The 12,411-nt window shown below is 37.5% G+C and carries 11 protein-coding genes and 1 riboswitch; of the genes, 3 read left to right on the plus strand and 8 right to left on the minus strand.

The window, feature by feature from the left end; translation table 11 throughout:
* Positions 1 to 335 precede the first annotated feature (335 nt).
* Complete coding sequence (locus CKK03_RS10315; protein WP_099362496.1) at positions 336 to 554, plus strand: YozQ family protein; 219 nt, start codon at positions 336 to 338, stop codon at positions 552 to 554.
* 31 nt (positions 555 to 585) lie between these two features.
* Complete coding sequence (locus CKK03_RS10320; protein WP_099362497.1) at positions 586 to 975, plus strand: hypothetical protein; 390 nt, start codon at positions 586 to 588, stop codon at positions 973 to 975.
* 68 nt (positions 976 to 1,043) lie between these two features.
* Here the strand turns inward: CKK03_RS10320 and CKK03_RS10325 are convergent, their stop codons facing one another.
* Positions 1,044 to 2,312: a hemolysin family protein gene (locus CKK03_RS10325; RefSeq protein WP_099362498.1), complete on the minus strand. Its 1,269-nt coding sequence runs from the start codon at positions 2,310 to 2,312 to the stop codon at positions 1,044 to 1,046.
* Between the two features lie 217 nt (positions 2,313 to 2,529).
* Here CKK03_RS10325 and CKK03_RS10330 point away from each other — a divergent pair, with 217 nt between their 5' ends.
* A complete protein-coding gene (locus CKK03_RS10330; protein WP_099353356.1) occupies positions 2,530 to 2,913 on the plus strand; it encodes a globin domain-containing protein in 384 nt (127 codons plus the stop codon).
* Between the two features lie 332 nt (positions 2,914 to 3,245).
* On the opposite strand, the gene CKK03_RS10335 is transcribed toward CKK03_RS10330, so the two are convergent.
* The 7 genes from CKK03_RS10335 to tenA form a co-directional block, all read right to left on the minus strand.
* Positions 3,246 to 5,261 carry an ABC transporter ATP-binding protein gene (locus CKK03_RS10335; RefSeq protein WP_099362499.1) on the minus strand — a complete coding sequence of 672 codons (2,016 nt, stop codon included), beginning with the start codon at positions 5,259 to 5,261 and terminating at the stop codon, positions 3,246 to 3,248.
* The gene (locus CKK03_RS10340; RefSeq protein ID WP_099362500.1) at positions 5,258 to 7,015 is read right to left on the minus strand and encodes an ABC transporter ATP-binding protein; all 1,758 of its coding nucleotides are present in this window, start codon (positions 7,013 to 7,015) and stop codon (positions 5,258 to 5,260) included. Before CKK03_RS10340 ends, CKK03_RS10335 begins: the two co-directional genes overlap by 4 nt.
* Positions 7,016 to 7,459: 444 nt before the next feature.
* Positions 7,460 to 8,479 carry a thiazole biosynthesis adenylyltransferase ThiF gene (locus CKK03_RS10345; protein WP_099362501.1) on the minus strand — a complete coding sequence of 340 codons (1,020 nt, stop codon included), beginning with the start codon at positions 8,477 to 8,479 and terminating at the stop codon, positions 7,460 to 7,462.
* Between the two features lie 109 nt (positions 8,480 to 8,588).
* Positions 8,589 to 9,359 carry an energy-coupling factor transporter transmembrane component T family protein gene (locus CKK03_RS10350; protein ID WP_099362502.1) on the minus strand — a complete coding sequence of 257 codons (771 nt, stop codon included), beginning with the start codon at positions 9,357 to 9,359 and terminating at the stop codon, positions 8,589 to 8,591.
* A gap of 20 nt (positions 9,360 to 9,379) precedes the next feature.
* The gene (locus CKK03_RS10355; protein ID WP_099362503.1) at positions 9,380 to 10,843 is read right to left on the minus strand and encodes an ABC transporter ATP-binding protein; all 1,464 of its coding nucleotides are present in this window, start codon (positions 10,841 to 10,843) and stop codon (positions 9,380 to 9,382) included.
* Positions 10,844 to 10,855: 12 nt separating this feature from the next.
* Complete coding sequence (locus CKK03_RS10360; RefSeq protein ID WP_099362504.1) at positions 10,856 to 11,440, minus strand: ECF transporter S component; 585 nt, start codon at positions 11,438 to 11,440, stop codon at positions 10,856 to 10,858.
* Positions 11,441 to 11,465: 25 nt separating this feature from the next.
* A complete protein-coding gene (gene tenA / locus CKK03_RS10365; RefSeq protein ID WP_099362619.1) occupies positions 11,466 to 12,146 on the minus strand; it encodes a thiaminase II in 681 nt (226 codons plus the stop codon).
* A 99-nt stretch (positions 12,147 to 12,245) separates the two neighbouring features.
* Positions 12,246 to 12,408, minus strand: a riboswitch (TPP riboswitch).
* Between the last annotated feature and the right edge of the window lie 3 nt (positions 12,409 to 12,411).

The following is a 12,411-nucleotide window of genomic DNA, read 5'->3' on the forward strand; positions in this document are numbered from 1 at the left end:
AAAAATTAAATATTTTGGCTTAAGAGGCACCCTTTAAGGGTGTCTCTTGTTTTTAAGAGGATAAAAATGACGCATCGAATTTCTGCGTTGACTTGCTTCTCCGTTCCTCACGTATTAACTGCATACGCTCCGGTACTCAAAGCTGCGTTGCCTTGAACTTTCGAGGCACAGGAAGTGCTAGTGTCGACAATGCCACAGGACGTGGCGTTTTTGTCGACGCGGTCCTTTCCCTTATAATATTACCTACATCTAATGTTCCAACTTTTGACTTGATTTATTAGATATTGTTGTTGGGATACTAAGCTAGAAGATATTATTTTTAGGAGGAATTTGCATTGAAGGATAAAGTACAAAACAATACTGATGAATTAGCTGCAAGACATTATCAACCAGAAGATTATGGTAAGAATGATCAATTATCACAAGGTTTAGCTACAACTCATGAACAGGTGAGTGATTCTTATATGGAAGGCGAGATTACAGCCCCTTTCAACAGCACGAATGAAAAAAAGGCTGAATCATCTAATGAAGGCTACCAGGATTACTATTCATAAGACTAGAAATTCCTATTAGGAGAGATCCGCATTGAGTGAAGTAAATCAAATTATTCGGGATATAACAACAAAGGCAAAAGATACGTTGACAACTACATCCCAAATGGTAAAAGAAAAAATAAACACTGTTTTGAATCGGCCAATGTCAACGATAGATGAACTTGCTGGGTATATTTCGACCCACCCAGACACGAGTTTCGATGTCAAAGAATTTCTTGGATTCCAATATCATTTTTATCATCTAAAGATTGCAGATACTACCTTTTATCTAGAGACAAAAGGCGATCATGGTGACTACATTCTGGACCTTACCGTGACATCACCCGAAGGAACACTTTTTGAATATCACTCGTTTGAGAAGAAATATGGTGTTGATGACAAAGTCCCCATACCCCAGACCGTGGCTAGCATTATCCAATAAAGTACAAAGGGGGCGGTCCTACAGGTTTCCACTTTCATGAAAACCAAGAGAACCGTCCCCTGAATATTTTAATCTTCGATATCTAATATAGGTTGGTTTACTTCCACGAAAACCTTTCTAATGCGGCGGTTTTCAACCTCGGTTACTTTTATTGTGAGATGCATGTAGTCAAACGTATCTCCGACAACTGGAATTTTTTCAAATGATTCAAAAATCCAACCACCTACTGAATAGTGTGAGCTCTCAGGCTCTTTAATCCCAATGATATCAGCAAAATCATCAAGTGGCATATCTGCGTTTATTTCATAAGTATTTTCATCTATTTGTGTAATATATTTAATCTTTTCATCATGTTCATCCCAAATTTCTCCCACAATTTCCTCTAGAATGTCCTCTAGAGTGATCAAACCTGAAGTTCCACCAAATTCATCCACAACAATTGCTAGATGCGTTTTACTTTTTTGAAGTTCAGGGAGTAGAGTTGAGATTTTCATTGATTCAACTACAAAGAATGGTTTACGAATAATTGAACGGACATTTATGTTCTTTTGTTGAACGAGAAGGCTTAAGAATTCACGTTCTGATAAAATCCCAATTATATTATCAATGTTGTCCTCATAAACCGGTACACGTGAAAAGCGTTCCTCTAAAAACATATCTCGAATATTTTCAATCGAATCATTGACCTCAACCGCAACCATGTCAATGCGTGGTGTTAAAATTTCTCCCACTAAAATATCATTAAAGTCGAGTGATCGATGTACTAATTCTTTCTCTTTATTGTCAATAACTCCTTCTTCCTCACTTAAATCAACCATTACTTTGATTTCTTCTTCTGTAAAAGACGGAGTATCATTACTACTTTTGATGAGCTTAGCTGCCAGTGCTTTTAATAGTCCAAATAGATATGTAATTGGTGTCAAAATCTTCATTAATGTAAATAAAATACCGGAGACTCTTAATGAGAAGCTTTCCGCATTTTCTTTTGCAAATGATTTTGGAAGAACCTCCCCAAATATTAAAATAAGTAATGTCATCACAAAGGTACTGATAATAAGTCCCGTATTCCCACCAAAAAGATCTGTTGCTACTTTTGAGGCTATTGATGCAGCAGCAATATTTACGATATTATTTCCAACTAATATTGTTGAAAGGGCGTTATCAAAGTTCTCCGTAATAAAAAACGCTTTCTTACTTCCACGTCGCTTTTCATCCACATAATTCTTCAGTCTTATTCGGTTGACACTTGAATAAGCTGTTTCACTTGCTGAGAAAAACGCTGATAACATGATAAGAATGAGTAACAAAATAATGGTACTCAGTGGCAAATCGTCCACGTAATTTTCACACTCCTAATTGTAATTACCTTTGTATTTGTTTAAGATAAAACAAGGATACTTGTTAAATGATAATACAAATTCTTCCGGTATTTTTATAATAGCAAACATTCTTTTATATGGGAATCATTATCTATGACTTGTGATTCAAATCACACCATATTGTTTTTAGTATTGATATAGTACTTATAAAGAAAATTAGCGGCGGGTGATTAGTATGGACTTCAAACTTAATACAGTATATGAAGAGATTGGTGGCGCAGAAGCCATTCATAATTTAGTCAATGCATTTTATCCAAAGGTATATGCAGATCCAGATTTAGCTCCTTTATTCGAAGGGGATATTGAGGAGATAAAACGAAAGCAATATATGTTCTTAACTCAGTTTCTAGGTGGACCCACATTATATAGTAATGAATTCGGACCTCCAGCCATGCGACATCGTCATATGCCTTTTGAAGTTACACCAACTCGTGCAAAAGCTTGGCTACGTTGCATGAAAGAGGCATTTGAAGAAACAGAACTTACTGGTGAGGTAGCTGAGGCCTTCTATGCTAGACTTCAACAAGTAGCAGGAATTATGGTAAATACTCCAGACTAAATAGAAAAGTGTAAGGCGCGCAGCTTTCGGCGAAAAGCATTAGACAAGCCCAACCTTCCGAAGCGATTGGTTTATACCAGAGAGACGATTGCGCCAGAACTAGACAAAAAAATCCACGATAATCGTGGATTTTTTTATGATTCGATCAATATTGCACCGATAAAGAATACTAAAACAAGTGCTGCAGCAATATTAAATGTAATTGATAATTCTTCCACATTGACTCCCCCATTATCTTTGGATGATTTTATAGTATCATCTAATGTGGAAAAATCAGGCTTACTTTATGGCGGATTTTTGTCAAAGGAATGAACATTTTCTGACTCCTTTTCTTAGCCTGCGATCGAATTTTTACCTTGCTGCAGTTGATACATTTGGTAGTACTTCCCTCTGCTTTGCATCAGTTCGTCATGGTTTCCTTGCTCGACGATTTGTCCTCGGTCAAGAACGAGTATTTGATCCGCATTTTTTATCGTCGACAATCGATGAGCAATAATGAAGGTTGTTCGTCCCTTCTTTAATACCTCTAACGCATCTTGGATAATTGCCTCTGTTTCTGTATCAATACTGGCCGTTGCTTCATCAAGAATGAGAATTGCAGGATCGAACGCAAGTGCTCGCGCGAAGGAAATAAGCTGCCTTTGTCCTGATGACAATGTACTTCCTTTCTCAATCACCGGCTCATCATATCCTTTAGGCAAGCTTTTCAGCAGTTGGTCTGCCCCAACATCCTTCAATGCCTTTTCAACCTTTTCTCTTGATATTGAAGAATCATCTAGACTCACATTTGTTGCAATCGTTCCAGTAAAGAGATAAGGATCCTGCAACACAATTCCCATGTGCTTACGCAGTTGCTGTTTCGGAAAATCATTTATATTTTTCCCGTCAATCAATATTTGTCCTTCCTTTATATCATAAAAGCGGAACAGTAAATTCATGATCGAGCTCTTTCCAGAACCCGTATGACCTACAAGTGCTACAGTCTCTCCTTGCTTTGCTTCAAAGGAAATATCTTTTAAAACATATTCCCCTTCTTTGTAACCAAAGTTAACATGATTAAACTCAACATTTCCATTGTAGCGAGGTATCTTCTCCTCATTCACATCGACACCTTCTAAGTCAAGAAGCGTAAAGACTCGTTCACCTGCTACCAATGATTGTTCTAAAATCGCCAATTGGTTAACCATTCCGGTAATTGGCTGAAAGAGTCGGTTCAAATAATCAACAAAAGCATATAAGACACCTAAAGAAATAACGCTGTTTGCAGACAAGGACGCTCCTCCAAAATACCAGATTAATGCTACGAATGAGATATTTCGGAGAACCCCAACAAGGTTGAAAGATGTTAAAGCGTTTAAACTTAATAGCTTATTTTGATAAGAAAAATGTTTCTCATTAAGTTCTTCAAATTCCTTACGGGATTCTTCCTGCCTCTTAAAGGCCTGGATAATGCTCATCCCTTGAATAGACTCGTTGATCATTCCATTGATTTCACTTAACAGTGAGCGAATCTTATGATTGTACTTTGAAGCATATTTTCGGTAGACCTTAATCCAAATAACTAAGATTGGAACAAGGATTAAGCAGATTAGAGCAAGCTTTACCTCTAATAAAAATAACGCGATAAATATCCCAGTGGTGTAAATAATACTTGAGAAAAAGTTAGCTAAAACTGTTACATACAGTTCTCGGATTGCCTCCGTATCATTCGTGATTCTTGAAACCACTTTACCAGCTGGCAAATTATCAAAATACTGTATCGGTAACCGCTGAATTTGCGCAAATACATCCTGCCGCATCTTTTGAATAATACGGTTTGAGGATGTCTGCAATAAATAGCGTTGCCCGAAGTGAAAAATGGATGCAACTACTAAGAGACCAAAATAGGCCACAATTAATTTAATGAGCTTTGGTATCTCAGGTCGATAAAAGGCGAGCAACTCATCAACGGATAATTTTGATGCAGGGTATACGAGTGTTTCACCATTTCTTTTAATTTCAAGATTCCCATTTTTTACTGTTCGTTCCCCATCAAATTCGATTGCCCTATCTACAAAATAATAAGAACGGCCAACCTGTAAAATACGTGATTCGTCACCCTTATCCTCACCCTCTGAAAAATTATCAGAACGTTTATACCAAGTGTTGTTGTATTCTACAGCATCCATACTTTCGGTCGTTACATACCATTTATTCTCGATTCCTAAAATATGGTCATCAATCATGGTCTTTGCAATGAATGGACCCGTTAATTCAGCTGCTACTGCGAGCGACAGCATTAATAGCGCTGAAATAATCATTTTCTTATAAAGGAGTGCATAAGATACGAGACGTTTTCCTACGTTCATGCTGTCACCCCACTTCCTGTTAGTTCTTCTACCTGTTGTCGGTCAAATTGTTCTTTGTACCAACCGTTCACGGCTAATAGCTGTGAGTGTGTTCCCTCTTCAATGATCCGACCATCCTCTAACACAACAATCCAATCCGCGTGCTCTACGGCTGATAATCGGTGAGTCGTAATAATAGTTGTTTTTCCTGCACGCTCTTTTCGAATATTCTCGATGATTTTTGTTTCTGTTTTCGCATCAACTGCTGATAATGAATCATCTAAAATAAGAATTTCTGGATTAATGAGTAGGGCACGTGCTATTGAAATTCTTTGCTTTTGCCCACCTGATAACGCAACCCCTTTTTCACCTACAAGAGTCTGTAAACCGTCGGGTAGCATTGTTAAATCTTTGCTAAAGGCTGCAAGTTCGATTGCCTTTTCAAGCTCATCATTTGTTGCATCCTTATTGCCAAATAGGATATTCTCACGAACTGATCGTGAAAATAAAATATGGTCCTGTGGTACATAACCAATCCAACCGTGAAGTTTCTCCATTGGAATGCGGTCAATTGGTGTTCCGGATATCATAAGTTCTCCCTCGCCAACAGGATACTCACGAAGCAATTGCTTTACAAGTGTTGTCTTCCCGCTTCCTGTTTTACCTACAACCCCTAATGTCCCTCCCTTATTTATAGTTAGAGTAACATCTTCAAGGTTTTTCACTGTGGATGTAGGGTATTGAAAAGTCACTTGATGAAAATCGATCTGTTCAGGCAACTCGATTTCTATTGTTTTTTTGTGATTGGCAACATCTGGCTGATAGGCTAGTGTTTCATTCACACGGTCGAGTGATGCATTTCCACGCTGCATGATGTTGATGAGTTCACCGATTGCTAACATCGGCCAAATCATCATTCCAAGATATACGTTGAAAGAAACAAGTTCCCCAAGGGTAATTACATTGTGAAACACGAGATTGGCCCCATATCCAAGGCCAATTAAATAACTCAATCCCACTAATATCTTCATTGTTGGATCAAACAAGGCATCAATTTTCGCTACCTTAATATTTTTTTGAAAAACATCCTCGGTCAGTTTACTAAATCGTTGTTCATCCTCTTTTTCTTGAACATAGGCACGAATTACACGAATTCCAGCAATCGATTCGAGTACTTGGTCATTCAAGGCTCCAAACGAGTCCTGAGCTTCCATAAACCGTTGATGAATTTTCTTTCCGTAAATATTCATAATGATCGCCATAATCGGAAGTGGAATCAGTGCAGCAAATGTTAGCTTCCAGCTTATTAAAAATCCCATCGTAAGAAGGATTGTCAGCATAAAAATACTGGAATCGACTAAAGTTAAAATCCCAAACCCAGCTGTTTGAGAAACAGATTTTAAGTCATTTGTCGCACGAGCCATCAAGTCACCTGTTCGATTTTTCTCATAAAAACTAGGCTTCATGATTAGCAAATGCCTCATAAATCGCCCTCTCAAGATTCTTTCGACGAGATAGGCACCGCCAAATAATTGATACATCCAAATATAGGTGATTCCATAAATAACAAGAGCTAAAGCTACTAAAAATAATAGATATTGGACTATTTTTTCGGAGGTTAGTGTTCCGATATGAATTTCATCAATTGCAACGCCTATAATTTTTGGAGGTATGATTTCTAAAATACCTACAATTGTTAGCAATATAATTGCAACAGTGTATCTTTTCCAATATTGTTTGAAAAACCATCTTAATTTTCCTAAAACTGAAAACATAGGTGTCCTCTCCCTTCACGTTCCACTGTGCTAGCCGCTTTCTGGATCTCCGACATATTTAATTGCAATAATCACATTCATTTCAACTTCCTCCCTTAATATTTTTATAGTAAACAACCTTGTGGTTGTTGTACCCAAAAAGGCGCAAAAAGGGCATACCGGCGCAAGCGCGATATGCCCTAAAAAGCACATAAAAACACACGTCCGCATAGCGTGACCTGTGTATCCTTTGTGTAAAACTTAATTTTGATAATCGTGGATTATCGAACTATATTTACAATAGGAAGGGTCACGAATTGTATAAAGTTAATTAGATAAATCTTTAGCTTTTTCATTTCGTTACCCTCCCTTCCATTTTATAGTAGTCTTAATACTTTGTTAGATTACCACCGTGGACATGTTATTGTCAATCACTAGTTTTTCGACAAGTTTCTCAATTTAAAATTATCCCAAATATCGATGATAAAGGCTTTTAGCTTCTGATACATCCTTTGTTCCATGAATGAGAACACGTCCATCTTTGAAAATGACCATTCGGTTTTGCCCATTTTGAAATGATAGTAAGTATGGGTTTCTTTCGACTTTGCCTCCTTGGGCGGATAAAAGTTCGGCAAGAGAATGTAAATCTCTTTCGATTTTTTCACTAGGTCGTATTTGAACAGAATCCCTTCCACATAAAACAGCTGATTTTGTTTGATTTTCATAGGATAAAAAAGGATAGGTTGGATTTGTTCCACAGGAAAGACAGTTTTCCTTTTTCACACGATCAACCTTAATTGCGGTATGTTGATTTTTCCATAAATCAAATGAAACTAATTTACTCCGTAACGCATCGTAATCTTCAACCAATATTTTGAGAGCTTCGGTTACCTGATAGGCTACCACCATCTGTACAGCTGGACTTATGATCCCCACCGTATCACATGTTAGTCCTCCCATCGGTACAGTTTCTAAGAGGCAATGTAGACAAGGTGTTTGACCAGGTAGGATTGCATAACTAATTCCATAGCTCCCTACGCATGCCCCGTAGATCCAAGGAATCTTATATTTTTGTGAAGCATCATTTAAGAGCATTCTTATGTCAAAATTGTCGGTAGCATCGATTATTAAATCAACATGATCAATGAGATTTTCAATCTCTTGAATAGAAACATCCATGACATGAGCCCGAATATCGACCTCTGAATTTATTTTTTCTAAGCGTTGTTTTGCTGCAACTGCTTTTGGTAAACGATCGGCTGCATCTTCTTCACTATATAATTGCTGTCTTTGTAAATTTGTCCACTCCACATAGTCCCGGTCCACGATTGTTAACTTTCCAATTCCTGCACGAACCAGTCCCTCAGCGCTGCCCGTACCAAGTGCACCAGCACCTACAATTAATACATGCTTACTTCTAATCTTCTTTTGTCCTTCCAATCCAATTGGAGTAAATAACTCTTGACGAGAATAGCGTTCAGTCACCCACCATCATTCCTTCCTTCAAACTCCTGTAAATCCCAAAATATATTTTTATCTTTAGCTTGAAATTATCGTAACACATCTAGTTCCTTTCCATGAAGTAACGGGACTTCTATATTAAAAATAATGGACTGGAGAGATAATAGCCAAGACTTAACATAATCACGAAATAAAGAATAAAAATCAAATCATACTTAGAAAGAGTCAGTTCATAGTAAAAGGTACGATTTTTTTGGTTCGAAAAGCGCTTTGCCTCCATTGCAACTGCAATCCGATGTGCACGCCTAATACTTTGTGATAATAGCGGAATCGAATATGCTTTTAGTTTAAAAAAGATAGAGCGAATCCCTTGTTGGTGTTCAATCCCACGAACGCGCAATGCATTTTGAATCGTTTGGAACTCCTCTATCATAATGGGAATCAATCGTAATCCAGCCATAAAGCTATATGCATATTTAGGTGGCAACTTTAGTTGTTGCATCAACGAATAAAAAAGAAAAACAGGCCGTGTAGTTAAAGCGAACGTTAAGCCCAAGCCCGCAAAAATAATTCCTCTAAAACCAACAACTAGTCCTTTATAAATGCTTTCCTCTGATATTGTAATGAGTCCCCACTTAAAAAGTACCGTCTCGCCTTTACCAAATAGAATCATAGATGATGAGGTTGAAAGAAAAATAAGCAAAAATGGCAAAGTAAATAGAATGATTCGTTTAAATGAATGTCCTGTGAATCCAAAAAATAAGATAAATACGACCAATGAGGTATGAATAAGTAGATGAAGAGTATCGATAAATAATACTGCAATACATAAACTGACTAGTACTAACAGCTTTATACTTGGATTTATTCGATGTAGCCATGTATCTTTACTTAAAATGTCCATGAGTAAATTCCTTTCCCTGATTACACTTGCACGAGGCTAAGATTTACTTTTGCCTGATTTAACAATTGATCTTTTATTAATCTTCCATACTCAATGGTCCAACTTCTAGTCGCAAAATACTCTTCAATTTTTTCATCATGAGTAACCATAATGATCGTCTTGTTCTTTTGTCTATAATTTTCTAGTAAAGTAAGAAGTGCAAACGTATTTTTCGAGTCAAGTCCAAATGTAGGCTCATCTAGTAAAAGTATTTGCTGACCTCTTACAATCGAGGCTGCTACACTTAATCTTCTTTTTTGCCCCATAGATAACTGGTAAGGATGCTTGTTTTGATGCTCTATGAGGTGAAAGATTCGAAGTAGTTCCTCAACGGTCTCAGATATTTCTCGTTCATTTCGTTTATCAATTCTTAACGAATACGCAATTTCTTCATAAACAGAGTTTGTTACAAATTGAAGCTCAGGGTTTTGAAATACAAAGGTCATGAGTTGATCGAGCTTTTTTGAAGTTGTAACTACTTCTCCAAATAATGAATAGTGACCTTTCGTTTGAATGAATTGCATTAGGGAGTGAAGCAAGGTACTCTTCCCAGCACCATTTCTCCCCTTGACCACAATCCACTCTCCCTCATGAACTTGAACATCGTTAACATATACTTTTTCCTTTTTTTGTCTATATCCCTTAAATTCCTCAAGTCGAATAGATGGGTGATTAAAACCTTCTGTATTTACATATTCCATCCGCTTAAAGTCTTGAACAAAGTGATCCCAGACCCCTGGATACCAAATACCTTGCTCTTTGATGAGCGTTTTATAGCTAGAAAAAATTTCAGCTTTTGAACCATCAGCAATGATTTCTCCAGATTCATTGAAAAGGATAATTCGATCAACAATTGGAAGGACGTGGTCCAGTTTGTGCTCTACGATGACTACTGTTTTATCCTCCACAACATTACTTATTACCTCCCAAATTTCCTTTGTCCCAATTGGATCAAGCATGGATGAAGGCTCATCTAAGAATAATACATCCGGCTCTAATGCCAATACAGATGCTATGGCTAAACGTTGTTTCATGCCTCCAGACAAAGTTTGGATGTTTGAGTGGATATCTTCTAAATCTAATCCAACTTGCTCTAAAAGACTTTTTATCCTTTCGTCCATTTGATCCCTAGGAATTTGTAGATTTTCTAAGACAAATGCAAGTTCTTCATCAACATAAGGCATGCAAAACTGTGAATCCGGATCCTGAAAAACATAGCCCCATTCTTCGGGAATCTGTAACTTATTTACCTTCATTGGTAATTCTATTGAGTTTGGAATAATCCCGCTTAATACTTGAAGGATTGTCGATTTCCCACATCCTGAAGGTCCGAGAATTAATATCTTCTCGCCTTTTTTAATATGGCAAGATAAGTCCTTAAAAAGCAAGGACTTATCTCCAGGAAATGTTAAACGAAGGTTCTCTACAAAGGCAATTGATTCCATATTCGACCCCTTTTATTTTTGATCTAGTGCATCAAAATCACTGCTGGATAGTGGGCGTACAAGTTTTGTTACTCCTGTCATCTCCAACGCACTTACTAGATAGTAAGCAAATACACCGGCAAACAAGATGGAACCTACGAATCTAGCAACTAAGAATAAAATGAGATTCCAGGCAGCTAAGTCACCTATTTCTCCATATGCAAAATCCATTATTATTGACCCTAGACAAGAAGCTATAGCTGCCAAGACGACCACAGCAAGATTATATTTTTTATATCGAAAAAGCATAAACACTGCTTCAGCAAACAGCCCCTGTACAACACCGTACAGCAGAACGGTTAGGCCCCATGGAGACCCTAAAATAAATTCACCTGAGGCAGCTGCAATTTCTGCCAGTAAGGCAACACCAGGTTTACGAATCACAAGGTACGCAACAGTCGCTGCTATAAACCACATTCCATAGATTAACTGATCGGCATGTAGCCCAATTGGCTTTACAACATAATATAAAGAACCCCAAACAATATAAACAATTCCGAATGCAATGGCGATTACGATCGTAACCAAAATATCAGTTAGTTTTAATCCTCTGCTCATTGATACCTCTCCTCTTCTCCTTCGTTCATACAGACAGTTTTGGTTGAACAGGCCAGTTCTCTAATTTGTACGCCATTTCCCAAAAGGAGTACTCATATTGACTACTAATTATAAAATGTTCCTTCATGCGGTCTCGATCCTCTTGCGTAGCTTTTTTTGCTAATTCATTTACTCTATCAATCTGTTCTTCAACAAGTTCTTTAAACCAATCCCCGCCATACGCCGCAATCCACTCCTGGTAAATCGGTTCTTCCGGTTTGCAATCTTTAAGTCTTTCACCAATTTCATAATATAACCAATAACAAGGTAATAAAGCAGCAATTATATCACCCAAATGACCAGAATAAGCGGCTCTATACAAGTGAGATGTATATGCATATGCTATCGGCGCGGGTTTAAAGTTTTTTCTTTCTTCCTCCGTAATCTCAAGTCTCTCCGAAAAACTTTTATGCAGCGCTAGTTCAGCCTCGTAAGTTCCTTGAGCATGAATAGCAAGCCGGTTTGTCGTATGTAAGTCCTCTGCCTTTGCTGCGCCTAAAGACTGTACTTTTGCAAAATGAGTTAAGTAATAGGCATCCTGCATAACATAGTAGCGGAAACATTTAATTAGTAAGGTACCGTCTCCAATTCCTTTGACAAATGGATGATCAAAGCTTGCCTCCCAAATATGGTTTACCTCTTGACGTATTTCTTCTGAAAATAACATGTTCATTTCTCCTCCCTTTACTGTTATTTGCAAAATAAAAAACCACCTTCTTTAACAACGTAAAGAAAGTGGTTTGGATTTAGACATATAAAAATAAAGAGACCCGTCTACCCACTTCCCTACGCTGGTATCAACCAGATCAGGTTCTAAGGGTCTCAAGGTTATGATTAATCAATCCTCAATCTCAGCCTTACCGTAAACGATTTAAAGGTATAAACCCATCGATACATTTACTTTTTTAAAGGCACCCCTAGTGGAATTACAA

It is taken from the genome of Fredinandcohnia onubensis (genome assembly GCF_002734215.1).
Classification (GTDB): domain Bacteria; phylum Bacillota; class Bacilli; order Bacillales; family Bacillaceae_L; genus Ferdinandcohnia; species Ferdinandcohnia onubensis.

Coding starts and splice junctions, on each gene's coding strand:
- CKK03_RS10355 (WP_099362503.1), bottom strand. CDS start 10,843: ATGGAATCAATTGCCTTTGTAGAGAACCTTCGTTTAACATTTCCTGGA.
- CKK03_RS10340 (WP_099362500.1), bottom strand. CDS start 7,015: ATGTTTTCAGTTTTAGGAAAATTAAGATGGTTTTTCAAACAATATTGG.
- tenA (WP_099362619.1), bottom strand. CDS start 12,146: ATGTTATTTTCAGAAGAAATACGTCAAGAGGTAAACCATATTTGGGAG.
- CKK03_RS10335 (WP_099362499.1), bottom strand. CDS start 5,261: ATGAACGTAGGAAAACGTCTCGTATCTTATGCACTCCTTTATAAGAAA.
- CKK03_RS10350 (WP_099362502.1), bottom strand. CDS start 9,359: ATGGACATTTTAAGTAAAGATACATGGCTACATCGAATAAATCCAAGT.
- CKK03_RS10330 (WP_099353356.1), top strand. CDS start 2,530: ATGGACTTCAAACTTAATACAGTATATGAAGAGATTGGTGGCGCAGAA.
- CKK03_RS10360 (WP_099362504.1), bottom strand. CDS start 11,440: ATGAGCAGAGGATTAAAACTAACTGATATTTTGGTTACGATCGTAATC.